Below are 25,413 nucleotides of genomic sequence, written 5' to 3'. Positions count from 1 at the left end.
TTACTATGATCTCTTATTAGGATCGCCGATATCTGTGGATAACTGCCGATCGCCAATGAAGATCAAGGCATTAAGTGAGATCATTAGCTGTTAACGATCGGTGATCCCACACGGTATTAGCTGGGTGCAGAATGGGTGTTTATACACAGGCCCACGGCGGACTAAAGGTTATACTTGGGATAACTACCGGTTGTTCCAAGCTTATGAGCAGACTTATCCACAAACCAACCGGCGATCTTTTCAGCAATTAGAGTAAATTTTTCCAGGATCCCAGCCAAATCTCCGCCGGATCTTCTGGGATTTCGTGATCGTGCACGTTGATCTTCAGCAGATCGCCAATGCGTTTGGCTCCACATTCGGTCATTAGCGTGTCGATTTTCTCGATTGCACCACAAAAGGTGTCGTACTCGCGACTGCCGATACCCACTGCCCCATAACGCACATTACTGAGGTCAGGACGCTGTTCCTTTATTGCCGTATAAAAAGGTTCGAGATTATCCGGCACATCTCCCGCGCCATGCGTCGAGGTCACAATCAGCCAAACCCCGCCAGCCTGCAGGTCTTCAAGCATCGGGCCATGTTGGGTATCGGTAGTAAAACCCGCTTCTTCCAGCTTTTCCGCCAGATGCTCAGCTACGTATTCCGCGCTGCCCAGGGTACTGCCGCTGATAAGGGTAATTTCTGCCATGATCGTCTGCCTTTTATAAAACGTCGCGTATTGTACGCTGTGAAGGGGCTGGGATCTACCTGTGGATAATATGGGTATAGCAGGTAAGGGGCCGATCGCAGGCTTTGGCGAGGATTCCCGGCGATCGGTTAAATATTCTAAGGTAAGTTATTGATATATAGCTATTACGCTCAGGGCTTAATTGTGCGCATTATTGGGTTTTGCAGGGAAATCAGCGTCTCAGTGGACTGAATTTCATCAATTGTTTGGATCTTGTTGATAAGTACTTGCTGCAATGCATCGATGGATCGGCACATCACTTTAATAAAGATACTGTAGTGGCCGGTGGTGTAATACGCTTCGGTCACCTCGTCCAGGCTTTCCAGTCTCGCCAGGGCGGAAGGGTAGTCTTTGGCGCTTTTCAGGATGATGCCGATAAAACAACACACGTCATAACCCAGTTGCTTCGGGCTGATATCAATGCGCGCGCCGGTGATAATTCCGGCCTGCTTCATTTTCTCGACACGCACGTGAATAGTCCCCGGACTGACGCCGAATTGTTTCGCCAGTTCGGCATAAGCGGTACGCGCATTGGCCATTAAAGCTTCCAGGATGCCGCGATCCAGATTGTCGATCTGATAATTTTCCATATGTTTTCCTTATGGATAATGACGATTCGCTCTCATTATGGCCTTTAAATTATCGAATTAAAAACCGTCTGGCCTTTTTTATTGATGATTATTGAATTGTGTGGCCTTTTTATTGCTAAATGTTTGCTATCAGACAGACAGGAGTAAACATAATGAAAACGGCTTACATCGCAAAACAGCGTCAGATTAGTTTCGTGAAGTCCCATTTCTCTCGCCAGCTCGAAGAAAAATTGGGCCTGATTGAAGTTCAGGCACCGATCCTGAGCCGCATCGGCGACGGGACCCAGGATAACTTATCCGGCTGCGAAAAAGCCGTTCAGGTTCGCGTAAAAAACCTGCCGGACGCGCAGTTTGAAGTCGTGCACTCGCTGGCAAAATGGAAACGTAAAACCCTCGGTCAGCATGACTTCAGCGCCGGTGAAGGGCTTTACACCCATATGAAAGCGCTGCGCCCGGACGAAGATCGCCTGTCGCCCATCCATTCTGTGTATGTGGATCAGTGGGACTGGGAACGTGTAATGGGCGATGGTGAACGTCATCTCGGCACCCTGAAGCAGACCGTAGAAGCTATCTGGTCCGCTATGAAAGCCACGGAAGCCGCAGTAAGCGAGCAGTTTGGCTTAACACCGTTCCTGCCGGAGCAGATCCACTTCGTTCATAGCGAAACCCTGCAACAGCGCTTCCCGGATCTGGATGCTAAAGGCCGCGAGCGCGCCATTGCCAAAGAGTTGGGTGCGGTATTTTTGATTGGCATCGGCGGCAAACTGGCGGACGGTAAACGTCACGATATCCGCGCGCCGGATTATGATGACTGGTCAACGGCCAGCGAAGGCGGCTTTGCCGGTCTTAACGGCGATATTCTGGTGTGGAACCCGGTGCTGGAAGATGCGTTTGAACTCTCTTCAATGGGCATCCGCGTGGACGCCGATACGCTGAAACGCCAACTGGCGATCACGGGTGACGAAGATCGCCTGGCGCTGGAATGGCATCAGGCGCTGCTCAACGGTGAAATGCCGCAGACCATCGGCGGCGGTATCGGGCAGTCGCGCCTCATCATGCTGATGCTGCAACTGCCGCACATTGGGCAGGTTCAATGCGGCGTATGGCCAGCCCATGTTCAGGCTGAGGTCAGCGAACTGCTGTAATGATTAACGCCGCCAGCGTCGCAGCAGGCGGCTACGCATCCCGGTATCAAAGCGCCAGATATGATCGAATATCCGCATGATGCCGGGTTTGCCGTGAGCCGACATCGCCACGGCATGGAAACGGTGCTGATGCACTCGCTGTAATGTCTTCACTTTGCCGACCACGTCATCCGGCAAGCGCTGGGCGATAAAATCCGAGATCACCACCGCGTCCGCATCCTGCCATACGCTTCCCTGCATTCTTTCGATGATCGATCTGAAACAGCTGGCTATATCGGTGCCGCCGCGAAACTGCTGACTTAAAAACCGAATGGCTTGCTCAATGCCGTCCTGCCGGGAAAGCTCATAACTCACCACTTCGGTGGAAAACAGCATAATAAAGCAGCGTCGACTGTCCGCCAGGGCGATGCGCATCAGCGCCAGGCAAAACGCTTTGGCACACTGTTCATTAAAGCCGCCCATGGAACCGGACGTATCCACGCAGACGATAAACGGGCCGCGTGGTTGCTCGTCGACATCCTGATGCGTCACCGGCCGTTCAGTAACGCGCTCCCGCCAGGCTTCACCCTGTAGCCGATAGGTCAGCAGTTCATGCTCCACCAGTCGCCGATAGAATTCATATTCCAGTTCGGTAATGCCCAGCGTGGCAAGCTCCGTCGGCAACAGGCGCAGGATATCGTCACTGCGGTGAAGTCCTTCCACTTGTTCCGGAACCGTCGCCGGTTCACGCACCAGAGTGCGAAAGGTCTCCATCGGAGAATCCTTCTTTGGGACGGATTTGGCCTCCCTGGAACGCCCCAGCTGCGCTGCGAGCTTTTCCAGCTCCGGCTGGCTGGCAAGAAAATCCCCGTATTTGACGATCAGTTGATAGTCGCCGCGCTTTAGCTGCCCGGCGCTCATATCCCACAACCGGCCTGCGGCATGATCGTTTTCCACCAGCACTTTTTCCAGCTGGCCGCTGAGGGTCATGCGCTCCTGCACTTCGCTTAATAACTGTTCGCGTTCATCTTCCAGCAACTGCTGATTCAGGGTGGTGGCCTGCACCACCAGGCTTAATCGCCAGCGTTGCAGAAACAGGGTATGCAGTGCGGGCGTAAAGGTGGGGCTGGCTTGGGTAAGCTGCGCCGCCTGGGCGGCAAACGGCGAGTTAAGCTGCTCAAGACGGGACAAGATTTGCGGCAGTTGGACCAGCAACTGAGACGTGGAGAGCAGTTGGCTCTGCTGATAGCACTGCACCTCCTGCGCCAGCTCCACAGGCACCGGCACATCATGAAGCCGGTTTTTTAACTGTTGCCGCCAGCGCGGAATATCCTCATGAAGCGCCTTCTTTAACTTAGGGTACTTTTCGAAGAATACCGCCAGCTGCGGCGAGGCCAGCAGCGCGATAATCAGTTCTTCAATTAATTCCCCTTCGCTGATGGCCAGGATCGTGTTTAACGTATCCAGGGTAATCATTGCCGCGCCTGTTTAATCTGCGCGCCGACGTCCTGTAAGCTGGCCTCAATACGTCCCAGCCAGTCGGGCTGGATAAACAGGCATTTTTGCTGGTCGCTGAAACGGCTGTGCTGCTGGTGCCATTCATTATCCAGCTCGTCTAACTGCTGTTTAATTTCCGCCGGAATGCCTTCCGCCAGCGCGCCCGGCAACGACAGCCGGCTCCCCTGCAGGCTGACATCACGGATTTGCAGGTGCTGGCCGCTGTCCACGTCCAGATTGAGGATCTGCGCAAAGCCAATGCCGTTGAGTTTGCCGCGGATCTCCCCGCCTTTTTGCAGCCACTGGTCAAGCTGCTCGCGGTTGAGGGTAATATGAATCACTTCCATATCGTGGAGCTTAAGCGGTTTTTGCAGCAGCAGCGTCAGTTCGGCTGCCTGTAACGTGTCCGGGAGATGGTATTGGGGACGGCGGCTGAACATCCCGCTTTGCTTCACCACGGTCAGGGCGTTCTGCTCGCTCTTTTGCTGCTCCAGCTGCATCCGGCGTTGCTGAATGGCGCCGAGCTTTGTCAGCATCGCCTGCTGTTGCCACGCGTGCCCGGTCATCAAAACTTCCATTTGCTGCTGCATTAGGTTGCGGGCGGCGGCGTCATGCCACAGGCAGTCTTTCAGCAAAATCAGATCGATGGGTGCGACGGCGTTGCGACCACTGAAAAACGCGCAGGCCTGTAACAGGTGAATCGCTTTCTTCCAGCGACGATCCGAAACATAAGGCGCGTGCGGCTGGTTTTCCAACTGCTGGCGCAGCAGAAAAATTAACTCAAAGACGTCGTCCGGCAGCGCGACGTTGCCGATATCTTTTTGCCACTGGGTAAATTCTTCATCACTGATTTGCAGCGCGGCGGGCACCGGATTTTCATTTTCGTCCTGCTGGTTTACCAGCATCGAGCGGAAATTACCTTTGTCCTGAACTTTATCCAGCCATAGCCGGATTAACATGCGGTCATACAGCGCTTCCAGGCTGTTATCCGCATCCGGCAGCTCGTTAGAGGCCGCCACCAGCAGGCGCATCGGGATTTTTACTTCGAACGCCCCGTTACGAAAGCGCCGTTCGTTAATGGCAGTCAGCAGCGTGTTCAGGATGGCAGGCCCGGCTTTCCAGATCTCATCCAGGAACACGATCTCCGCTTCGGGAAGGTAACCCTGGGTCAACCGCTCATAACGTCCTTCATCCTTCAGCGCCTGGATAGATAGCGGGCCGAATACTTCTTCAGGCGTGGAAAAGCGGGTCATCAGATATTCAAAAGCGCGGGCGTGTTCGAAAGCAAATTTCAGGCGGCGGGCAATCAGGCTTTTGGCGATGCCAGGCGGGCCTAACAGAAACACGCTCTCGCCGCTTAATGCCGCCAGCAGGCAAAGACGGATGGCGTGGCTGCGTTCGAAAAGCCCTTTTTCCAGTGCGGATGCGAGCCTTGAAATTCTTTCAGCCAACAAATGGGGTTGAGCCATAATTAGTTTGCGTCCTTACCCTGAGGAAACGGCTTAAGATGCAATTATATACCTGCAGTTTTGGTCGCGAGACAAGCCCTGCGGCCCGCGCCAGGTATGTCAATCGCCACTTTTTAATCTCTGTCGCATACTCAGGAAAATTGTGATGCAACGATAATTCGCTAATCCGAAGTGATGAGGTCGGTTATCGTCAAAAAGGAGTACGAAGTTTAGGGGTATTTTTTTGACGTGGACAGGCTGGGTTCTATTTAGGGGTACGATTTTGCCGTTAATCGTGCATACTGTGCGCTTTTTGTGGGCCAAGGGACTAAGCACACAACTGTTTTCTAACAAAAGATTAGTCTATGAGCGCTGATAATAAGCAACCGCTGCCGGCGATAACGCTTGCAGCAATCGGGGTGGTGTACGGCGATATCGGGACCAGCCCACTTTATACGTTAAGAGAATGCCTTTCCGGCCAGTTTGGTTTTGGCGTAGAACGGGATGCCGTTTTTGGCTTCCTCTCCCTGATTTTTTGGCTGCTGATTTTAGTAGTTTCCATTAAATATCTGACTTTCGTGATGCGCGCCGACAACGCCGGTGAAGGTGGGATACTGACGCTAATGTCGCTGGCGGGGCGTAATACCTCAGCCAAAGCGACATCCTGGCTGGTTATTCTGGGCCTGATCGGCGGCAGCTTCTTTTATGGCGAGGTGGTTATCACACCGGCCATTTCGGTGATGTCCGCCATCGAGGGCCTGGAAATCGCCGCGCCGTCGCTCGACCCTTATATTGTGCCGCTGTCGATTATCGTCCTGACCCTGCTGTTTATGATCCAGAAACATGGCACCGGGATGGTAGGCAAACTGTTCGCGCCGATTATGCTGGCCTGGTTTTTGATTCTGGCGGTATTGGGTGTGCGCAGTATCATCGCCAATCCGGAAGTGCTACACGCGTTAAACCCAATATGGGCGGTGCATTTCTTCGTGGAATACAAGACGGTTTCTTTCTTCGCGCTGGGCGCGGTGGTGCTGTCGATCACTGGCGTTGAGGCGCTGTATGCCGACATGGGCCACTTCGGTAAGCTGCCGATCCGTATCGCGTGGTTTAGCGTGGTGCTGCCTTCGCTGGTGCTGAACTATTTCGGCCAGGGCGCGTTGCTGCTGAAAACGCCGGAAGCGATTAAGAACCCGTTCTTTTTACTGGCTCCCGACTGGGCGCTGATCCCACTGCTGATTATCGCCACCCTGGCGACGGTTATCGCCTCGCAGGCAGTGATCTCCGGCGTGTTCTCCCTGACGCGCCAGGCCGTGCGTCTGGGCTATCTTTCGCCGATGCGCATCATCCACACTTCAGAAATGGAGTCCGGGCAGATTTATATTCCGGCCATTAACTGGATGCTCTATTTCGCGGTAGTGATTGTTATCGTCAGCTTTGAACACTCCAGTAACCTGGCGGCAGCCTATGGTATTGCGGTAACGGGCACCATGGTCTTGACCTCAATTCTGTTCACCACCGTTGCCAACAAAAACTGGCACTGGAGCAAAATCCTGCTTGGGGTGATGTTCGTTGGGTTTATGTGCATCGACGTGTCGCTGTTCTCGGCTAACCTGTCGAAACTGCTGTCCGGCGGCTGGCTGCCGCTGACGTTAGGCCTGGTGATGTTTATCATCATGACTACCTGGAAAAGCGAGCGCTTTCGCCTGCTGCGCCGGATGCATGAGCACGGCAACTCCCTGGAAGCGATGATCGCCTCGCTGGAAAAATCCCCGCCGGTGCGCGTGCCGGGCACGGCGGTGTACATGTCCAGGGCGTTGAATGTCATTCCGTTCGCGATGCTGCATAACCTCAAGCACAATAAGGTGCTGCACGAACGTGTGATCCTGCTGACCCTGCGTACAGAAGATGCGCCTTACGTGCACAATGTACGCCGCGTAGCCATCGAACAGCTATCACCCACTTTCTGGCGCGTGGTAGCCAGTTACGGCTGGCGCGAAACGCCGAACGTGGAAGAGGTGTTTCACCGCTGCGGGCTGGAAGGGCTGAGTTGCCGGATGATGGAAACCTCGTTCTTTATGTCCCATGAATCGCTGATTATCGGTAAACGCCCGTGGTATCTGCGCCTGCGTGGCAAGCTGTTCCTGCTGTTGCAGCGTAACGCGTTGCGCGCCCCCGATCAGTTTGAAATCCCGCCTAACCGGGTTATCGAACTCGGGACTCAGGTAGAAATTTAATTTCTCAACGCCTCTTCTGTGAAGGGGCGTTTTTCTTTCTGCTGTCCTGCAACAACAACGAGCGAAACGTTTCGATGGCGATCACATTTCTATAACGCGCCGATTGTTTCCTGTTCGCCTTCTTTACTACACTTCAGTCAGCGAAACGTTTCGCTAGTGGAGCAAAGAAATGAAAAAAGGCACCGTTTTAAATGCTGACATCTCTCGGGTCATCTCACGTCTCGGTCATACCGATACGGTTGTTGTGTGTGATGCCGGGTTGCCCATCCCGAAAACGACTGAGCGTGTCGACCTGGCACTGACTCAGGGCGTCCCCACCTTTATGCAGGTGTTGGATGTGGTGACTACCGAGATGCAGGTTGAAGCGGCGATCCTTGCGCTGGAAATTAAACAACACAATCCGCAGCTCCACGAAACGTTGCTCAGCCATATTGAGCAACTGCAACAACACCAGGGAAATACCATTGAAATTCGTTACATCACGCATGAACAGTTCAAAGTAAACACCGCTGGTAGCCAGGCGGTCATTCGCAGCGGGGAATGCTCCCCGTATGCGAATATTATTCTCTGTGCCGGCGTAACTTTCTGAGGCCGACATGGACGCATTACTGCAACTTAAGGGGATTGATAAGTCATTCCCCGGTGTAAAAGCCCTTTCCGGCGCGGCGCTGAATGTCTATTCAGGCCGCGTTATGGCATTGGTCGGCGAAAACGGTGCCGGTAAATCCACCATGATGAAAGTGCTGACTGGCATCTATCAACGTGATGCCGGCTCGCTGAAATGGCTGGGCCAGGAGACGACCTTCAACGGTCCGAAATCGTCTCAGGAAGCGGGCATCGGCATTATCCACCAGGAACTTAACTTGATCCCGCAATTGACTATTGCGGAGAACATCTTCCTGGGCCGCGAATTTGTTAACCGGTTTGGCAAAATCGACTGGAAAACCATGTATGCCGAAGCCGACAAGCTGCTCGCCAAACTGAACCTGCGCTTTAACAGCCACCGGCTGGTGGGCGAACTGTCTATTGGCGATCAGCAGATGGTGGAAATTGCCAAGGTGCTGAGCTTTGAATCCAAAGTCATCATCATGGACGAACCTACTGACGCCCTGACGGATACCGAAACCGAATCGCTGTTCCGCGTGATCCGCGAGCTGAAAGCCCAGGGGTGCGGCATTGTCTATATCTCCCACCGCATGAAAGAAATTTTCGAGATCTGCGATGACGTTACGGTATTCCGCGACGGGCAATTTATTGCCGAACGCGAAGTGGCGACGCTGACCGAAGACACGCTGATTGAAATGATGGTGGGTCGCAAGCTCGAAGATCAGTATCCACACCTGGACAAAGCGCCGGGCGAGGTGCGTCTGAAAGTCGATAATCTGTGCGGGCCTGGCGTCAACAATGTTTCCTTTCGCTTACGCAAAGGGGAAATCCTTGGTGTTGCCGGGCTGATGGGCGCAGGGCGTACTGAGCTGATGAAAGTGCTGTACGGCGCGTTGCCGCGCATCAGCGGATACGTCACGCTCGACGGCCATGAAGTCGTGACCCGCTCTCCGCAGGATGGCCTGGCGAACGGCATCGTTTATATCTCTGAAGACCGTAAGCGCGATGGTTTAGTGCTGGGCATGTCGGTAAAAGAGAACATGTCTCTGACCGCGCTGCGCTATTTCAGCCGTAGCGGTGGCGGCCTGAAGCATCAGGACGAGCAGCAGGCAGTCAGCGATTTTATCCGGCTGTTCAACGTCAAAACCCCGTCAATGGAACAGGCGATAGGTTTGCTCTCCGGCGGTAATCAGCAGAAAGTGGCGATAGCCCGCGGCCTGATGACCCGTCCGAAAGTGCTGATCCTTGATGAGCCGACGCGCGGCGTCGATGTCGGTGCCAAGAAAGAGATCTACCAGTTAATCAACCAGTTCAAAGCTGATGGCTTAAGCATCATTCTGGTCTCGTCTGAGATGCCGGAAGTGTTGGGCATGAGCGATCGCATCATTGTGATGCACGAGGGGCATCTCGGCGGTGAGTTCACACGCGAGCAGGCCACTCAGGAAGTGCTGATGGCGGCGGCTGTTGGCAAGCTAAACCGCGCAGGAGTATGACAATGAGTACCCAGACTATCACTGGCCGTCGCTATTTCACTAAAGCGTGGCTGTTAGAGCAAAAATCGCTGATTGCCCTGCTGGTGCTGATCGCGGTGGTCTCCACCATGAGCCCGAACTTCTTTACCGTTAATAACCTGTTCAACATCCTGCAGCAAACGTCGGTCAACGCCATTATGGCGGTAGGCATGACGCTGGTTATCCTCACCTCAGGTATCGACCTGTCTGTCGGTTCCCTGCTGGCGTTAACCGGCGCGGTCGCCGCCTCAATCGTGGGCCTGGAAGTGAACGCGCTGGTGGCTGTGGCGGGCGCGCTGGCGCTCGGTGCGGCGATTGGCGGCGTGACTGGCGTTATTGTTGCCAAAGGACGCGTGCAGGCGTTTATCGCTACCCTGGTGATGATGCTGCTGCTGCGCGGCGTGACCATGGTGTACACCGACGGTAGCCCGATTAACACCGGGTTCTCTGACAACGCCGATCTGTTTGGCTGGTTTGGTATCGGTCGCCCGCTGGGCATCCCGACGCCGGTGTGGATCATGGCGATCGTCTTTCTCGCCGCCTGGTATATGCTGCATCACACCCGTCTGGGCCGTTATATTTATGCACTGGGCGGTAACGAAGCGGCGACGCGTCTGTCCGGCATCAGCGTTAATAAAGTCAAAATCATCGTTTATTCGCTGTCCGGCATGTTGGCCGCGCTGGCGGGTGTTATTGAAGTGGCGCGTCTGTCTTCCGCACAGCCGACGGCCGGTACTGGCTATGAGCTGGACGCTATCGCGGCGGTGGTACTGGGCGGTACCAGCCTGGCGGGCGGTAAAGGCCGTATTGTGGGGACGCTGATCGGTGCGCTGATCCTTGGCTTCCTGAACAACGGACTGAATTTATTAGGTGTTTCTTCCTATTACCAGATGATCGTTAAAGCAGTCGTCATTCTGCTGGCGGTACTGGTAGACAACAAAAAGCAGTAACTGATTACTCTACAGGACATCTGACTATGAACATGAAAAAACTGGCTACCCTGGTTTCTGCTGTTGCGTTAAGCGCCACCGTGAGCGCCAACGCTATGGCTAAAGACACGATCGCGCTGGTTATCTCCACGCTGAATAACCCGTTCTTTGTGTCATTAAAAGATGGCGCGCAGAAAGAAGCCGACAAACTGGGGTATAACCTGGTGGTGCTGGATTCCCAGAATAACCCGGCTAAAGAGCTTGCCAACGTTCAGGATCTGACCGTTCGCGGCACTAAATTACTGCTGATTAACCCAACCGACTCCGATGCGGTAGGTAATGCCGTGAAGATGGCTAACCAGGCCAAAATCCCGGTGATCACCCTGGACCGTATGGCATCCAAAGGCGACGTGGTCAGCCACGTGGCGTCTGATAACGTGGCAGGCGGCAAAATGGCCGGTGACTTCATTGCTAAAAAACTGGGTGAAGGCGCGAAAGTGATCGAGCTGCAGGGTATCGCAGGTGCCTCTGCTGCCCGTGAGCGTGGTGAAGGTTTCAAACAGGCGACTGCGGCCCACAAATTTACCGTCCTGGCGAGCCAGCCGGCTGACTTCGACCGCACCAAAGGCCTGAACGTGATGCAAAACCTGCTGACCGCGCATCCGGACGTGCAGGCTGTATTTGCTCAGAACGATGAAATGGCGCTGGGCGCACTGCGCGCGCTGCAAACCGCCGGTAAATCAGACGTGCTGGTGGTAGGTTTTGACGGCACCGCCGACGGCGTGAAAGCGGTTGAAGGCGGCAAGTTAGGCGCAACCGTGGCGCAAATGGCCGATCAGATTGGTGTTATCGGCGTGGAAACCGCGGATAAAGTGCTGAAAGGCGAAAAAGTTGAGAAGCAAATCCCGGTTGAGCTGAAGCTGGTTACCAAATAAGTCACAGATTACATAAAGTAATAAGAAAAGCAGGGCACCGCGCCACCCACCCGGGTGGCGCATTTTGACGGGACACCCGAAGATGAATACTACTGGCAAGCTGGTTGTTCTGGGCAGTATCAATGCCGACCATATCCTTAATCTTGAATCGTTCCCGAAGCCGGGTGAAACCCTGACCGGTAGCCAATACCAGGTCGCGTTCGGTGGGAAGGGCGCAAATCAGGCGGTTGCCGCCGGCCGTAGCGGTGCGGATATTGCGTTTATTGCCTGCGTGGGTGATGACGATACCGGGCGTCGGGTCTGTACTCAGTTAGCCAGCGATAATATTGATATCTCGCCGGTAGATACCATCAAGGGTGAATCCACGGGCGTGGCGCTGATTTTCGTTAACGCCCAGGGCGAGAACGTTATCGGCATCAGTGCCGGGGCCAACAGCGCGTTGACGCCGGAGCGCGTCACGGCGCAGCACGATTTGATTGCCCAGTCCTCCGCGCTGCTGATGCAGCTGGAATCCCCGGTAGAAAGCGTCGTCGAAGCCGCGAAAATTGCCCATCAACATCAAACTACCGTCATCCTCAACCCGGCTCCGGCGCGGGAACTGCCAGATGAACTGCTGCGCCTGGTGGACATTATCACCCCCAATGAAACCGAAGCGGAAAAGCTGACCGGCGTGAAAGTCGCAACCGATGACGATGCCGCACAGGCGGCGCAGCGGTTACATGATAAAGGCATCGGCACGGTGATCATCACTTTAGGCAGCCGTGGCGTATGGGCCAGCCGTGACGGCAAAGGCCAGCGCGTGCCGGGTTTTAAAGTCGATGCTGTGGATACGATTGCCGCAGGCGATACCTTTAACGGCGCGTTAGTTACCGCCTTGCTGGAAGAGAAACTGTTGCCGGAAGCGATTCGCTTCGCCCATGCCGCTGCCGCTATCGCAGTGACCCGGCGCGGGGCACAGCCTTCCGTACCGTGGCGTAATGAGATCGACGATTTCTTAAAGCAACAGGGGTAACGCTTGGCGACGATGAAGGATGTTGCTCGCCTGGCGGGCGTCTCCACTTCCACGGTTTCTCACGTCATTAATAACGATCGCTTCGTGAGCGAAGCGATTCGTTTAAAAGTGAATGACGCGGTAAAAACCCTGAACTATGCCCCCTCGGCGCTGGCACGCAGCCTGAAGCTGAACCAGACCCGTACCATCGGGATGCTGATCACCGCCAGTAGCAACCCCTTCTTTTCAGAAATCGTGCGCGGTGTGGAACGCAGCTGTTTCGAGCGCGGTTACAGCCTGGTGCTGTGCAATACCGAAGGCGACGAACAGCGCATGAACAGCAATCTGGAAACGCTGCTGCAAAAGCGCGTCGATGGCCTGCTGCTGCTGTGTACCGAAACGCATCAACCTTCCGCCGAAATCATGACGCGTTATCCTTCGATACCCACCGTGATGATGGACTGGGCACCCTTTGATGGCGACAGCGATCTGATTCAGGATAACTCTCTGCTGGGCGGTGAAATCGCCACTCAGCATTTGATTGATAAAGGCTATCGGCGCATCGCCTGTATCACCGGGCCGCTGGATAAAACGCCGTCACGCCTGCGGCTGGAGGGGTATCGCAACGCCATGGCGCGTGCCGGGCTGGCCATTCCTGACGGCTATGAGATTACCGGCGACTTTGAGTTTTCCAGCGGATTTAGCGCCATGAACGCCCTGCTGACGTTAGCGGAGCGCCCTGACGCGGTGTTTACCGGCAACGATGCGATGGCAGTTGGCGCATACCAGGCGCTCTATCAGGCCGGGCTGAGCATTCCAAAAGATATGGCGCTGGTGGGATATGACGATATTGAACTCGCGCGCTATATGACCCCGCCACTGACCACCGTTCATCAACCGAAAGATGAACTGGGCGAGCTGGCTATTGATGTGCTGATCCATCGCATGGCGCAGCCGGGGCTTGCCCAGCAACGCCTGCAATTAACACCAGAGCTGATTGCGCGCGGTTCGTCTTAAGCTTTATGCCTTTCTTTTATCAGGTTACGTCCGTCTTTCGGGCGTAACAGCATAAATACCAGCGCTGAGACCAGGGTAATCACACCCATAGTAATAAAGGTGCTGTGGAACTGCCCCACGGTGCTGGTGGTTTGATCGCTCTGATAAAAACGCAGTACTGCCGCACTCACCGCGACCCCAAGGCTGATAGACAATTGCTGAGTCACCGCCAGCATACTGTTGCCGCTGCTGGCGTTCTCATCAGTAAGATCCGCAAGGGTGATGGTATTCATCGAGGTGAACTGTATTGACATCGCCATCCCCAGAATAAACAGCGGCAGTATCAGCGCCCAGACAGGCATCGCAGGGGACTGCAACGCGAACTGGCCGATCATCAGACCGATAAACAGCGTGACGCCCACCAGGGTTTTCCGGTAACCGAGGCTGCGCAGGATTTGCGTCACCATCGATTTGGCCAGAATCGAGCCAATGGCCGTCGGCGCCATCATGCAGCCAGCGATCAGCGCCTGGTAGCCGAATCCTACCTGCAACATCAATGGCATCAAAAACGGTACGCAGCCGGTGCCGAGGCGCGACGCGATATTGCCCGCGATGCCGATAGAGAAGGTGCGGGTTTTAAACATCGGTAGCGCAATGATCGGGTTGGGATGGCGGCGGGCGTGGACTATATACGCCATCAGCAGCGCCAGGCCGCTGGCGATCGCTAAGCCAGCAATCCACGTATCCACTATCTTTTCGCCAAACAACTCCATCCCGCTGGAGAACAGCACCAGACTCAGGCCGAACAGCAAAAAACCGCCCATATCGAACCCGCGGCGCGGCGTCGTAAAGTTGGGCATGTATTTGCGCGCATACAGCAGACCGGCAATACCGATAGGGATATTGATTAAGAAAATCCAGTGCCAGCTGGCCCAGGTCACCAGAACGCCGCCCAGCACCGGGCCAAGAACCGGCCCGACCAGGCCAGGCATGGTCACGAAATTTAATACCGGCAGTAATTCGCTACGTGGATAGGCGCGCAGCAACGCCAGACGGGCGACCGGCATCATCATCGCCCCGCCGACGCCCTGCATCACCCTGAACAGCACCAGTTGGCCGAGGTTTTGAGACAGGGCGCAGGCCAGCGATCCCAGAGTGAACAGCATCACCGCAATCATAAATACCTTGCGGGTGCCGAAGCGGTCAGCAAGCCAGCCGCTGACGGGGATCAACATCGCCACCGTCAGGGTGTAACTGATAATGGCGGACTGCATCGCCAGCGGCGAGCGGTCCAGACTCTGGGCGATAGCGGGTAACGCGGTGTTAAGAATGGTGGCGTCCAGCGCCTGCATAAAAAAGGCCATCGCCGCAATCCACGGCAGCCCTGCCATACTGCGAGCTTTTTTAATCATGACTACCTTATTTGCGCTTTCAGGGTTGGTGGGGCTCCCGCAACAGTTCGCGACAGGCTAAAGATGCACCTTCGCCATCGCCCCTGAGAATAGCGTCGACAATCATTTGATGAACGTCGAGTTTAATCACTTCGTTATGGGTAATAGATGAGAAGTAATTGTAATAGATGGAATGGAACAGCGTTGCGAAGGAGGTAAGGAACGGGTTTCCGCTCATTTCGTAGATCTGTTCGTGATAAGAGACGTCAACATCAACCCAGCGTTGCCGGTCAAATGCCATTTTCAGGCCTACCATCTCGTTCATGGTTTTTTTAAGCGCCGTTTTCTGCGCATCCGTACCATGAAGGGCCGCCAGCATGCAGGCCTGTGGTTCCAGGCTGGTTCGCATGACCAGAAAGTTGGTAATAACCTCAGAGAAGTTATCCTGGGTCATCCACCATCCTAACAACTCTTTATCGAGGAAGTTCCAGTTGTTCTGCGGCATCACGCGAGTGCCGATTCGCGGTCGCGGCAGCACCATCCCTTTTGCGGTTAATGTCTTAACGGCTTCGCGTACGGCGGTTCGGCTCACCCCAAACAGCTCGCCCAACTCAATCTCGCCGGGCAAAATCGTGCCGGGTGCGTATTCCCCTTTAAGAATGCGTTGCGCCAGCTTTTCTGCAAGGACGTAAGAAAGGTTCTTTTGGGCCGCTAACTGATGTGCAGATAAAGGCATAGTGCATTCCCTTTATAGAGAGGTTTTACGGTGTAGTATGCCATCGGCCCATAAGGTTCGATGCAAAAAACAGCAAAAGCTCACATAATTGCTGGATTAATAAGTCATATGCATAAAAAAGAGACGTTCGGAAATTATTTTGAAAAATAGGCTTGTCAGATTCTGATTACTCCCTATAATGCGCCACCACTGACACGGAACAACGGCGAATGAGCCGGCCGGTCAGCGAAGTCCCTCCGGGGAGTTCGGCAGGGAAAAGCGAAAATTAACGCTTGACTCTGAAGCGGGAAGTCGTAATATACGCACCCCGCGCCGCTGAGAAAAAGCGAAGCGGCACTGCTCTTTAACAATTTATCAGACAATCTGTGTGGGCACTCGCAGGATTGATATCTCAGCATCTTCGGATGCACATAGAATTATCAAGTCTCTGAGTGAACACGTAATTCATTACGAAGTTTAATTCACGAGCATCAAACTTTTAAATTGAAGAGTTTGATCATGGCTCAGATTGAACGCTGGCGGCAGGCCTAACACATGCAAGTCGAACGGTAACAGGAAGCAGCTTGCTGCTTTGCTGACGAGTGGCGGACGGGTGAGTAATGTCTGGGGATCTGCCTGATGGAGGGGGATAACTACTGGAAACGGTAGCTAATACCGCATAACGTCGCAAGACCAAAGAGGGGGACCTTCGGGCCTCTTGCCATCAGATGAACCCAGATGGGATTAGCTAGTAGGTGGGGTAACGGCTCACCTAGGCGACGATCCCTAGCTGGTCTGAGAGGATGACCAGCCACACTGGAACTGAGACACGGTCCAGACTCCTACGGGAGGCAGCAGTGGGGAATATTGCACAATGGGCGCAAGCCTGATGCAGCCATGCCGCGTGTATGAAGAAGGCCTTCGGGTTGTAAAGTACTTTCAGCGGGGAGGAAGGGAGAGTGGTTAATAACCGCTTTCATTGACGTTACCCGCAGAAGAAGCACCGGCTAACTCCGTGCCAGCAGCCGCGGTAATACGGAGGGTGCAAGCGTTAATCGGAATTACTGGGCGTAAAGCGCACGCAGGCGGTCTGTCAAGTCGGATGTGAAATCCCCGGGCTCAACCTGGGAACTGCATCCGAAACTGGCAGGCTTGAGTCTTGTAGAGGGGGGTAGAATTCCAGGTGTAGCGGTGAAATGCGTAGAGATCTGGAGGAATACCGGTGGCGAAGGCGGCCCCCTGGACAAAGACTGACGCTCAGGTGCGAAAGCGTGGGGAGCAAACAGGATTAGATACCCTGGTAGTCCACGCCGTAAACGATGTCGACTTGGAGGTTGTGCCCTTGAGGCGTGGCTTCCGGAGCTAACGCGTTAAGTCGACCGCCTGGGGAGTACGGCCGCAAGGTTAAAACTCAAATGAATTGACGGGGGCCCGCACAAGCGGTGGAGCATGTGGTTTAATTCGATGCAACGCGAAGAACCTTACCTGGTCTTGACATCCACAGAATTCTGCAGAGATGCGGAAGTGCCTTCGGGAACTGTGAGACAGGTGCTGCATGGCTGTCGTCAGCTCGTGTTGTGAAATGTTGGGTTAAGTCCCGCAACGAGCGCAACCCTTATCCTTTGTTGCCAGCGGTCCGGCCGGGAACTCAAAGGAGACTGCCAGTGATAAACTGGAGGAAGGTGGGGATGACGTCAAGTCATCATGGCCCTTACGACCAGGGCTACACACGTGCTACAATGGCGCATACAAAGAGAAGCGACCTCGCGAGAGCAAGCGGACCTCATAAAGTGCGTCGTAGTCCGGATTGGAGTCTGCAACTCGACTCCATGAAGTCGGAATCGCTAGTAATCGTGGATCAGAATGCCACGGTGAATACGTTCCCGGGCCTTGTACACACCGCCCGTCACACCATGGGAGTGGGTTGCAAAAGAAGTAGGTAGCTTAACCTCCGGGAGGGCGCTTACCACTTTGTGATTCATGACTGGGGTGAAGTCGTAACAAGGTAACCGTAGGGGAACCTGCGGTTGGATCACCTCCTTACCTTAAAGATACCACCCGCGCAGTGCTCACACAGATTGTCTGATAGAAAGTAAGAAGCAGGGTGTCTGCGAAAGATGTATGTCCCTTTCGTCTAGAGGCCCAGGACACCGCCCTTTCACGGCGGTAACAGGGGTTCGAATCCCCTAAGGGACGCCACCTGCTGGTAATGAGTGAAAGGCGTTACCGTTAATATCTCAAAACTGACTGTAAAGTCACGTTTGAGATATTTGCTCTTTAACAATCCGGAACAAGCTGAAAATTGAAACGGCATGCCGTCGCATTTCTCCGTAATAAGGAATGACGATGCCATGCCAGAGTCTCTCAAACACTTGCAGCACGAAGCAGAAACTGCTCCGGGTTGTGAGGTTAAGCGACCAAGCGTACACGGTGGATGCCCTGGCAGTCAGAGGCGATGAAGGACGTGCTAATCTGCGAAAAGCGTCGGTAAGGTGATATGAACCGCTATAACCGACGATGTCCGAATGGGGAAACCCAGTGCAATTCGTTGCACTATCGTTAACTGAATACATAGGTTAACGAGGCGAACCGGGGGAACTGAAACATCTAAGTACCCCGAGGAAAAGAAATCAACCGAGATTCCCCCAGTAGCGGCGAGCGAACGGGGAGCAGCCCAGAGTCTGAATCAGCATGTGTGTTAGTGGAACGGTCTGGAAAGTCCGACGGTACAGGGTGATAGTCCCGTACACAAAAGCGCATATGCTGTGAACTCGATGAGTAGGGCGGGACACGTGACATCCTGTCTGAATACGGGGGGACCATCCTCCAAGGCTAAATACTCCTGACTGACCGATAGTGAACCAGTACCGTGAGGGAAAGGCGAAAAGAACCCCGGCGAGGGGAGTGAAAAAGAACCTGAAACCGTGTACGTACAAGCAGTGGGAGCCTCATTTATGGGGTGACTGCGTACCTTTTGTATAATGGGTCAGCGACTTATATTCTGTAGCAAGGTTAACCGTATAGGGGAGCCGCAGGGAAACCGAGTCTTAACTGGGCGTTAAGTTGCAGGGTATAGACCCGAAACCCGGTGATCTAGCCATGGGCAGGTTGAAGGTTGGGTAACACTAACTGGAGGACCGAACCGACTAATGTTGAAAAATTAGCGGATGACCTGTGGCTGGGGGTGAAAGGCCAATCAAACCGGGAGATAGCTGGTTCTCCCCGAAAGCTATTTAGGTAGCGCCTCGTGAATTCATCTGTGGGGGTAGAGCACTGTTTCGGCTAGGGGGCCATCCCGGCTTACCAACCCGATGCAAACTACGAATACCACAGAATGTTATCACGGGAGACACACGGCGGGTGCTAACGTCCGTCGTGAAGAGGGAAACAACCCAGACCGCCAGCTAAGGTCCCAAAGTCATGGTTAAGTGGGAAACGATGTGGGAAGGCCCAGACAGCCAGGATGTTGGCTTAGAAGCAGCCATCATTTAAAGAAAGCGTAATAGCTCACTGGTCGAGTCGGCCTGCGCGGAAGATGTAACGGGGCTAAACCATGCACCGAAGCTGCGGCAGCGACGCTTATGCGTTGTTGGGTAGGGGAGCGTTCTGTAAGCCGTCGAAGGTGGACTGTGAGGTCTGCTGGAGGTATCAGAAGTGCGAATGCTGACATAAGTAACGATAAAGCGGGTGAAAAGCCCGCTCGCCGGAAGACCAAGGGTTCCTGTCCAACGTTAATCGGGGCAGGGTGAGTCGACCCCTAAGGCGAGGCCGAAAGGCGTAGTCGATGGGAAACAGGTTAATATTCCTGTACTTGGTGTTACTGCGAAGGGGGGACGGAGAAGGCTATGTTGGCCGGGCGACGGTTGTCCCGGTTTAAGCGTGTAGGTGGGTGTTCCAGGTAAATCCGGAATGCTGTTAACACTGAGGCGTGATGACGAGGCACCACGGTGCTGAAGTGACAAATGCCCTGCTTCCAGGAAAAGCCTCTAAGCATCAGGTAACACGAAATCGTACCCCAAACCGACACAGGTGGTCAGGTAGAGAATACCAAGGCGCTTGAGAGAACTCGGGTGAAGGAACTAGGCAAAATGGTGCCGTAACTTCGGGAGAAGGCACGCTGGCATGTAGGTGAAGCGGTTTACCCGTAGAGCTGAAGCCAGTCGAAGATACCAGCTGGCTGCAACTGTTTATTAAAAACACAGCACTGTGCAAACACGAAAGTGGACGTATACGGTGTGACGCCTGCCCGGTGCCGGAAGGTTAATTGATGGGGTTATCCGCGAGGAGAAGCTCCTGATCGAAGCCCCGGTAAACGGCGGCCGTAACTATAACGGTCCTAAGGTAGCGAAATTCCTTGTCGGGTAAGTTCCGACCTGCACGAATGGCGTAATGATGGCCAGGCTGTCTCCACCCGAGACTCAGTGAAATTGAAATCGCTGTGAAGATGCAGTGTACCCGCGGCAAGACGGAAAGACCCCGTGAACCTTTACTATAGCTTGACACTGAACACTGGTCCTTGATGTGCAGGATAGGTGGGAGGCTTTGAAGCGTGGACGCCAGTCTGCGTGGAGCCATCCTTGAAATACCACCCTTTAATGGCTGGTGTTCTAACGTGGACCCGTGATCCGGGTTGCGGACAGTGTCTGGTGGGTAGTTTGACTGGGGCGGTCTCCTCCTAAAGCGTAACGGAGGAGCACGAAGGTTGGCTAATCCTGGTCGGACATCAGGAGGTTAGTGCAATGGCATAAGCCAGCTTGACTGCGAGCGTGACGGCGCGAGCAGGTGCGAAAGCAGGTCATAGTGATCCGGTGGTTCTGAATGGAAGGGCCATCGCTCAACGGATAAAAGGTACTCCGGGGATAACAGGCTGATACCGCCCAAGAGTTCATATCGACGGCGGTGTTTGGCACCTCGATGTCGGCTCATCACATCCTGGGGCTGAAGTAGGTCCCAAGGGTATGGCTGTTCGCCATTTAAAGTGGTACGCGAGCTGGGTTTAGAACGTCGTGAGACAGTTCGGTCCCTATCTGCCGTGGGCGCTGGAGAATTGAGGGGGGCTGCTCCTAGTACGAGAGGACCGGAGTGGACGCATCACTGGTGTTCGGGTTGTCATGCCAATGGCACTGCCCGGTAGCTACATGCGGAAGAGATAAGTGCTGAAAGCATCTAAGCACGAAACTTGCCCCGAGATGAGTTCTCCCTGAGACTTTAAGTCTCCTGAAGGAACGTTGAAGACGACGACGTTGATAGGCCGGGTGTGTAAGCGCAGCGATGCGTTGAGCTAACCGGTACTAATGAGCCGTGAGGCTTAACCTTACAACGCCAGAGTGGTTTTGGTGCTGGGTGATTGAGAGAGATTTTCAGCTTAACCGGATTAATGCCTGCGGCCCTGTGAGAAATAACCAGTGCGGCAGGTGAACAGAATTTGCCTGGCGGCAAGAGCGCGGTGGTCCCACCTGACCCCATGCCGAACTCAGAAGTGAAACGCCGTAGCGCCGATGGTAGTGTGGGGTCTCCCCATGCGAGAGTAGGGAACTGCCAGGCATCAAACAAAGCAGAAGCCCATCCTCACGGATGGGCTCTTTGCTGTCTGCGATATAACAAAAAACAGACGGAACGAATATCGATCCGCTGCTTTATTAAGCTAAATGCGACTCCTTTTTCAGCCACTCCTCAATAAAATCAGCTACCTGCTGCTCATCGTTAATATCAATAACCGGCAAACGGTGAGGCATCTTGATATCGGTGACTAATGCAATGGCATACTCATCGCAATCAAGATCGACAACGCTATGCTTTGTTCCTTCACGGTATAAAAGCAGCTTGGGTATGGTTTCGTGCTTAAACCCTTCTACCAGGATGATATCCAGTGTGCGATGATCCATCCGGGTGGCCAGATAATGAAGATCGAGTGGTGCTTCATCCGGCGTTTCCGTCATCAATGCCCAACGTTCCGTACTGGCGACCAGTGTCTGATACGCCCCTGCTTTGCGCAGTTCATAGCTGTCTTTGCCTGGCTTATCGACGTCCATGTTGTGATGGGTGTGCTTAATCAATCCCGTACGAATACCGCGCTGATTTAACGCTGGGATAAGCTTTTTCAACAACGTAGTTTTCCCTGTACCACTCCAGCCAGCAATGCCGAGTATGGGCGTCATCATGTCACCTGCCACTGTTCAAGATCGTCAGGGGTATTGACGTTTGCAAAGCAATGCGTTCTGTCATTAAACAACACGGCATGACCACCGATCTTCTTCAGGAAAACCATTACGCGTCTTTCTCCGCTAGCTAAATACGCTGCAAGCAACGGCGCAACGCGCCTGTTTATCAGGCACAGCGTGGGATGGTCGCGCTGTCCATCGTTAACCCAGGCTGCGGGGGCATCGTGAATTCCCGCCTGTAAACATGCGACTAAATCTGAAGGGATATGGGGTGTATCGCAAGGGCAGAACAGATACCAGTCGCTTTCAACCGTCTGCATAACCGACAGTATTCCCGCCAGCGGCCCTGGAAAATCCGCCAGCGTATCGGTAATCACGCTAAAACCGCTTTGCTGATACTGTTCGATGTTGCGATTTGCGCTAATCACCAGGCAATCAACCTGCGGTAACAGGCTGGACGCCACATGCTGCCATAACGGCTTGCCATTAAGTTGCAACAGACCTTTATCCTGGCCGCCCATCCGCGTCGCCCGGCCTCCAGCCAGTATTGCACCCGTTAAATTCTCCAAAAAGTATCGCCTCTTTTATTGTGGGTTTGACCCTGTTAACGTGTCTTTCTCTAAGAAAGGAGCGCCATTATGAAATGCAAACGCCTTAATGAAGTTATCGAATTACTTCAGCCAGCCTGGCAAAAAGAGCCCGACCTTAATCTGATGCAATTTTTGCAGAAACTGGCGAAGGAGTCAGGTTTTACCGGCGATCTGGCCGATCTCACCGATGATATCTTGATATATCACCTCAAAATGCGTGATTCCGCGAAAGACGAAGCCATTCCTGGATTAAAAAAAGATTACGAAGAGGACTTTAAAACGGCACTATTGCGGGCTCGCGGCGTCATTAAAGAGTAAAAGCATGTAAGCGAAGCCAACAATGCGTCGCCGGAATGATATTCTGAAGTATTGGTCGTATTTTTGGATAACGGAATGACAGATAACGCTTTTACATTCCAGACGTTACACCCGGACATCATAATGGATGCCTTATTTGAACAAGGCATCCGCGTTGATTCCGGGCTAACGCCGTTGAATAGCTATGAGAATCGCGTTTACCAGTTTCAGGATGAAGATCGTAAACGCTATGTGGTGAAGTTCTATCGTCCGCAGCGCTGGACGAATGCGCAAATACTTGAAGAACACACTTTTGCGCTGGAATTAGCCGCTGATGAGATCCCGCTGGCAGCGCCTTTGATGCTTAACGGCACAACGCTACCTGTACACCAGGGCTACCGCTTTGCGGTTTTCCCCAGCCTGGGAGGCCGTCAATATGAAACTGATAACCTCGATCAGATGGAATGGGTGGGACGCTACCTTGGCCGTCTTCATCAGGCTGGTCGTCGCGCGCTGTTCCAGCATCGCCCTTCGATTGGCATCCATGAATACCTTATTGAGCCGCGTGCTTTGCTGGCCGCTTCCTCTCTGGTTCCCGCTGCGTTAAAAAATGGTTTTCTAAGCGCAACCGATGCCTTGATCGATGCGGTCAGAGCACGTTGGGACGATAACGGCGACATACTGCGATTACACGGAGATTGCCATCCCGGAAATATTCTCTGGCGCGACGGGCCGCTGTTCGTCGATCTGGATGATGCGCGCAACGGCCCCGCCGTACAGGATTTATGGATGCTGTTAAACGGCGATAAAGCCGAGCAGCGCATGCAACTCGAAACCATCATTGAAGCGTACGAAGAATTTACTCCCTTCAATATGAGCGAGCTGGCCTTAATTGAACCGTTACGCGCGATGCGTATGGTTTATTACCTGGCGTGGTTAATTCGACGCTGGGAAGATCCTGCGTTTCCCCGTAATTTTCCCTGGCTAACAGAGGAAGATTACTGGCGCAGGCAAACGGCAACGTTTCAAGAGCAGGTACGGGTTCTCAATGAACCCCCATTGCAGTTAACGCCGATGTATTAATCTGTAATATTCAGGAGAGAGTTGAAGATGAAAAAAGTATTACTGGCGCTGGCGGGGATGATTCTGGCATTTAGCGCATCAGCGGCCCAAATCACCGACGGTAAACAGTACATTACGCTCGAAAAACCGGTTGCCGGCGAACCGCAAGTGCTTGAGTTTTTCTCATTCTATTGCCCGCACTGCTATCAGTTTGAGGAAGTCATCCACGTTTCTGACAACGTGAAAAAGAAACTGCCGGAAGGCACCAAAATGACCAAGTATCACGTCGAATTTTTGGGGCCGTTGGGTAAAGATTTAACCCAGGCATGGGCGGTCGCAGTGGCATTGGGCGTGGAAGACAAAATCACTGCGCCGATGTTTGATGCCGTTCAGAAAACCCAAACCGTACAGACCGTTGCGGATATCCGTAAAGTCTTTATTGATGCGGGTGTGAAAGGTGAAGAATACGACGCCGCCTGGAACAGCTTCGTGGTGAAATCTCTGGTCGCCCAGCAGGAAAAAGCGGCTGCCGATCTTGAACTGCGTGGTGTACCGGCAATGTTTGTTAACGGTAAATATCAGCTGAACCCGCAGGGTATGGATACCAGCAACATGGACGCATTTGTTCAGCAATATGCGGATACCGTGAAATTCCTGGTTGAGAAAAAATAAGCCAGAAATGAAAAAGCCGGTCACTGACCGGCTTTTTTGTATTGCTGCTTTATCGCGTCCAACTGATGGTCTTTCTCACTCCAGATTGCATTCAGCCAGAGTTGGAACTGCCGTTTAAAATTTTTATCGCTGACATAATCACCGTGTAATTCATCCGCCACCGGTAGGAGATTGATTCTCACGACAATGCGGGTAAGTTTGCCGCTCAGCATATCGAAAAATGGCGTTGCGCTATTTTGTGGGTAACATAGCGTGACGTTAAGCATCTTGTCGAATTGCTTGCCAAGCACATTAAGCGCCATGGCGACACCCGCCGCTTTTGGTGGAAGCAGGTGTTTAAAGGGCGAGCGTAATTGCTGGCTTTTTTCTTCAGTAAATCGCGAGCCTTCGACGAAATTAACGATGGTTGTTGGATGATGACGAAATTTTTCGCAGGAACGACGGGTTGTTTCGACGTCTTTTCCGCGCCGTTCAGGATGGCGCAATAAGTAGCTGCGGGAATAGCGACGCATAAACGGCATATCCAGCGCCCAGCAAGCCAGACCAATAAAAGGGATCCAGGCGAGCTGCTGCTTGAGGCAATATTTGTTCATGGGGATGTGTTTACGGAACAGAACGCATAGCACCACGATATCGGCCCAGCTGTAGTGATTACAAATCAGCAGATACCAGTTTTTGTTGCTTAATCCTTCCAGACCTTCCACGTCCCATTTTAAATGCGGATTCAGTTTTAACAGCGCAGCCAGTCCTTCGCACCAGCAATACATCATGAAATTACAGAAGGCAGAGATCGTGCGCCAGGCGGCGGGAAATGGCATTAATAGCTTTATAATCCCCGCGAGGATAATCGGGACAGAGCAAAAAACCGTCACTAAAATAGTTAGCGCGATACTTAAAAACAGCGTTATCGCAGCAATCAATCTCGACATAATGATTA

20 protein-coding genes, 1 tRNA gene and 3 rRNA genes are annotated in these 25,413 nt (G+C 53.4%); 15 read left to right on the top strand and 9 right to left on the bottom strand.

The window, feature by feature from the left end:
* Positions 1 to 247: 247 nt before the first annotated feature.
* A complete protein-coding gene (gene mioC / locus ACVV26_RS22270) occupies positions 248 to 688 on the bottom strand; it encodes an FMN-binding protein MioC (protein ID WP_474799392.1) in 441 nt (146 codons plus the stop codon).
* 170 nt (positions 689 to 858) lie between these two features.
* Complete coding sequence (gene asnC / locus ACVV26_RS22265; protein ID WP_125292920.1) at positions 859 to 1,317, bottom strand: transcriptional regulator AsnC; 459 nt, start codon at positions 1,315 to 1,317, stop codon at positions 859 to 861.
* A 152-nt stretch (positions 1,318 to 1,469) separates the two neighbouring features.
* Here asnC and asnA point away from each other — a divergent pair, with 152 nt between their 5' ends.
* Entirely contained in the window at positions 1,470 to 2,462 is a 993-nt protein-coding gene (gene asnA, locus ACVV26_RS22260; RefSeq protein WP_474799391.1) for an aspartate--ammonia ligase, read from the top strand.
* A gap of 3 nt (positions 2,463 to 2,465) precedes the next feature.
* Here the strand turns inward: asnA and viaA are convergent, their stop codons facing one another.
* Entirely contained in the window at positions 2,466 to 3,917 is a 1,452-nt protein-coding gene (viaA, locus tag ACVV26_RS22255; protein ID WP_312984970.1) for an ATPase RavA stimulator ViaA, read from the bottom strand.
* On the bottom strand, positions 3,914 to 5,407 hold the full coding sequence (gene ravA, locus ACVV26_RS22250) for an ATPase RavA (RefSeq protein WP_474799390.1): 1,494 nt from the start codon (positions 5,405 to 5,407) through the stop codon (positions 3,914 to 3,916). Before ravA ends, viaA begins: the two co-directional genes overlap by 4 nt.
* Before the next feature lie 344 nt (positions 5,408 to 5,751).
* On the opposite strand from ravA, the gene kup reads away from it, so the two are divergent.
* The 7 genes from kup (at position 5,752) to rbsR (ending at position 13,609) form a co-directional block, all read left to right on the top strand.
* On the top strand, positions 5,752 to 7,620 hold the full coding sequence (kup, locus tag ACVV26_RS22245; protein WP_312984966.1) for a low affinity potassium transporter Kup: 1,869 nt from the start codon (positions 5,752 to 5,754) through the stop codon (positions 7,618 to 7,620).
* A 169-nt stretch (positions 7,621 to 7,789) separates the two neighbouring features.
* Positions 7,790 to 8,209, top strand: coding sequence for a D-ribose pyranase (gene rbsD, locus ACVV26_RS22240; RefSeq protein ID WP_474799389.1), 420 nt, complete (start codon positions 7,790 to 7,792; stop codon positions 8,207 to 8,209).
* 7 nt (positions 8,210 to 8,216) lie between these two features.
* Positions 8,217 to 9,719 (top strand): ribose ABC transporter ATP-binding protein RbsA, encoded by a 1,503-nt coding sequence (rbsA, locus tag ACVV26_RS22235; protein WP_474799387.1) that lies wholly within the window; start codon positions 8,217 to 8,219, stop codon positions 9,717 to 9,719.
* A 2-nt stretch (positions 9,720 to 9,721) separates the two neighbouring features.
* Positions 9,722 to 10,687, top strand: coding sequence for a ribose ABC transporter permease (gene rbsC / locus ACVV26_RS22230; protein ID WP_474799386.1), 966 nt, complete (start codon positions 9,722 to 9,724; stop codon positions 10,685 to 10,687).
* A 26-nt stretch (positions 10,688 to 10,713) separates the two neighbouring features.
* Positions 10,714 to 11,601, top strand: a complete 888-nt coding sequence (gene rbsB, locus ACVV26_RS22225) for a ribose ABC transporter substrate-binding protein RbsB (RefSeq protein WP_125292928.1) — start codon at positions 10,714 to 10,716, stop codon at positions 11,599 to 11,601.
* Between the two features lie 82 nt (positions 11,602 to 11,683).
* Positions 11,684 to 12,613, top strand: coding sequence for a ribokinase (gene rbsK, locus ACVV26_RS22220; RefSeq protein WP_474799385.1), 930 nt, complete (start codon positions 11,684 to 11,686; stop codon positions 12,611 to 12,613).
* 3 nt (positions 12,614 to 12,616) lie between these two features.
* Positions 12,617 to 13,609, top strand: a complete 993-nt coding sequence (gene rbsR, locus ACVV26_RS22215) for a ribose operon transcriptional repressor RbsR (RefSeq protein ID WP_312984957.1) — start codon at positions 12,617 to 12,619, stop codon at positions 13,607 to 13,609.
* Here the strand turns inward: rbsR and mdtD are convergent.
* Together mdtD and ACVV26_RS22205 are read right to left on the bottom strand one after the other, a co-directional pair.
* Positions 13,606 to 15,000 carry a multidrug transporter subunit MdtD gene (gene mdtD, locus ACVV26_RS22210; RefSeq protein ID WP_474799384.1) on the bottom strand — a complete coding sequence of 465 codons (1,395 nt, stop codon included), beginning with the start codon at positions 14,998 to 15,000 and terminating at the stop codon, positions 13,606 to 13,608. The genes rbsR and mdtD overlap by 4 nt on opposite strands.
* Positions 15,001 to 15,019: 19 nt before the next feature.
* Positions 15,020 to 15,715 (bottom strand): FadR/GntR family transcriptional regulator, encoded by a 696-nt coding sequence (locus ACVV26_RS22205; protein WP_474799383.1) that lies wholly within the window; start codon positions 15,713 to 15,715, stop codon positions 15,020 to 15,022.
* Between the two features lie 480 nt (positions 15,716 to 16,195).
* Here ACVV26_RS22205 and ACVV26_RS22200 point away from each other — a divergent pair.
* From ACVV26_RS22200 to rrf, 4 genes are all read left to right on the top strand, one after another.
* A 16S ribosomal RNA gene (locus ACVV26_RS22200) occupies positions 16,196 to 17,737 on the top strand.
* An 80-nt stretch (positions 17,738 to 17,817) separates the two neighbouring features.
* Positions 17,818 to 17,893: transfer RNA gene (locus ACVV26_RS22195), tRNA-Glu, on the top strand.
* A gap of 208 nt (positions 17,894 to 18,101) precedes the next feature.
* Positions 18,102 to 21,010: ribosomal RNA gene (locus tag ACVV26_RS22190) — 23S ribosomal RNA — on the top strand.
* A 112-nt stretch (positions 21,011 to 21,122) separates the two neighbouring features.
* Positions 21,123 to 21,238 (top strand): 5S ribosomal RNA (rrf, locus tag ACVV26_RS22185).
* The 16S, 23S and 5S rRNA genes sit together here with 1 tRNA gene alongside, the layout of an rRNA operon.
* 95 nt (positions 21,239 to 21,333) lie before the next feature.
* On the opposite strand, the gene mobB is transcribed toward rrf, so the two are convergent.
* Entirely contained in the window at positions 21,334 to 21,852 is a 519-nt protein-coding gene (gene mobB / locus ACVV26_RS22180) for a molybdopterin-guanine dinucleotide biosynthesis protein MobB (RefSeq protein WP_474801972.1), read from the bottom strand.
* Positions 21,852 to 22,424, bottom strand: a complete 573-nt coding sequence (gene mobA, locus ACVV26_RS22175) for a molybdenum cofactor guanylyltransferase MobA (RefSeq protein ID WP_474799382.1) — start codon at positions 22,422 to 22,424, stop codon at positions 21,852 to 21,854. Before mobA ends, mobB begins: the two co-directional genes overlap by 1 nt.
* Positions 22,425 to 22,493: 69 nt before the next feature.
* Here mobA and ACVV26_RS22170 point away from each other — a divergent pair, with 69 nt between their 5' ends.
* The 3 genes from ACVV26_RS22170 to dsbA all read left to right on the top strand — a co-directional run bounded on the left by ACVV26_RS22170 (position 22,494) and on the right by dsbA (position 24,476).
* The gene (locus ACVV26_RS22170) at positions 22,494 to 22,763 is read left to right on the top strand and encodes a YihD family protein (protein ID WP_474799380.1); all 270 of its coding nucleotides are present in this window, start codon (positions 22,494 to 22,496) and stop codon (positions 22,761 to 22,763) included.
* A gap of 75 nt (positions 22,764 to 22,838) precedes the next feature.
* Complete coding sequence (locus ACVV26_RS22165; RefSeq protein ID WP_474799378.1) at positions 22,839 to 23,825, top strand: serine/threonine protein kinase; 987 nt, start codon at positions 22,839 to 22,841, stop codon at positions 23,823 to 23,825.
* Between the two features lie 27 nt (positions 23,826 to 23,852).
* Positions 23,853 to 24,476, top strand: a complete 624-nt coding sequence (gene dsbA / locus ACVV26_RS22160; protein WP_474799377.1) for a thiol:disulfide interchange protein DsbA — start codon at positions 23,853 to 23,855, stop codon at positions 24,474 to 24,476.
* 20 nt (positions 24,477 to 24,496) lie between these two features.
* Here dsbA and yihG read toward each other — a convergent pair whose 3' ends face one another.
* Positions 24,497 to 25,405 (bottom strand): 1-acylglycerol-3-phosphate O-acyltransferase, YihG family, encoded by a 909-nt coding sequence (gene yihG, locus ACVV26_RS22155; RefSeq protein WP_474799376.1) that lies wholly within the window; start codon positions 25,403 to 25,405, stop codon positions 24,497 to 24,499.
* Positions 25,406 to 25,413 lie beyond the last annotated feature (8 nt).

This window comes from Atlantibacter sp. MEI4A-1023 (assembly GCF_056155425.1).
Note: the sequence above shows the minus strand (reverse complement) of the source record. Positions and strands in the feature narration are given on the sequence as shown.

Bases quoted from the DNA above. Each gene is read 5' to 3' on its own strand.
- rbsC (WP_474799386.1), top strand. From the start codon at position 9,722: ATGAGTACCCAGACTATCACTGGCCGTCGCTATTTCACTAAAGCGTGG.
- rbsB (WP_125292928.1), top strand. From the start codon at position 10,714: ATGAACATGAAAAAACTGGCTACCCTGGTTTCTGCTGTTGCGTTAAGC.
- viaA (WP_312984970.1), bottom strand. From the start codon at position 3,917: ATGATTACCCTGGATACGTTAAACACGATCCTGGCCATCAGCGAAGGG.
- mobB (WP_474801972.1), bottom strand. From the start codon at position 21,852: ATGACGCCCATACTCGGCATTGCTGGCTGGAGTGGTACAGGGAAAACT.
- rbsD (WP_474799389.1), top strand. From the start codon at position 7,790: ATGAAAAAAGGCACCGTTTTAAATGCTGACATCTCTCGGGTCATCTCA.
- asnC (WP_125292920.1), bottom strand. From the start codon at position 1,317: ATGGAAAATTATCAGATCGACAATCTGGATCGCGGCATCCTGGAAGCT.
- asnA (WP_474799391.1), top strand. From the start codon at position 1,470: ATGAAAACGGCTTACATCGCAAAACAGCGTCAGATTAGTTTCGTGAAG.
- rbsA (WP_474799387.1), top strand. From the start codon at position 8,217: ATGGACGCATTACTGCAACTTAAGGGGATTGATAAGTCATTCCCCGGT.
- mioC (WP_474799392.1), bottom strand. From the start codon at position 688: ATGGCAGAAATTACCCTTATCAGCGGCAGTACCCTGGGCAGCGCGGAA.
- yihG (WP_474799376.1), bottom strand. From the start codon at position 25,405: ATGTCGAGATTGATTGCTGCGATAACGCTGTTTTTAAGTATCGCGCTA.
- ravA (WP_474799390.1), bottom strand. From the start codon at position 5,407: ATGGCTCAACCCCATTTGTTGGCTGAAAGAATTTCAAGGCTCGCATCC.
- kup (WP_312984966.1), top strand. From the start codon at position 5,752: ATGAGCGCTGATAATAAGCAACCGCTGCCGGCGATAACGCTTGCAGCA.
- ACVV26_RS22165 (WP_474799378.1), top strand. From the start codon at position 22,839: ATGACAGATAACGCTTTTACATTCCAGACGTTACACCCGGACATCATA.
- dsbA (WP_474799377.1), top strand. From the start codon at position 23,853: ATGAAAAAAGTATTACTGGCGCTGGCGGGGATGATTCTGGCATTTAGC.
- ACVV26_RS22205 (WP_474799383.1), bottom strand. From the start codon at position 15,715: ATGCCTTTATCTGCACATCAGTTAGCGGCCCAAAAGAACCTTTCTTAC.
- mdtD (WP_474799384.1), bottom strand. From the start codon at position 15,000: ATGATTAAAAAAGCTCGCAGTATGGCAGGGCTGCCGTGGATTGCGGCG.
- rbsK (WP_474799385.1), top strand. From the start codon at position 11,684: ATGAATACTACTGGCAAGCTGGTTGTTCTGGGCAGTATCAATGCCGAC.
- ACVV26_RS22170 (WP_474799380.1), top strand. From the start codon at position 22,494: ATGAAATGCAAACGCCTTAATGAAGTTATCGAATTACTTCAGCCAGCC.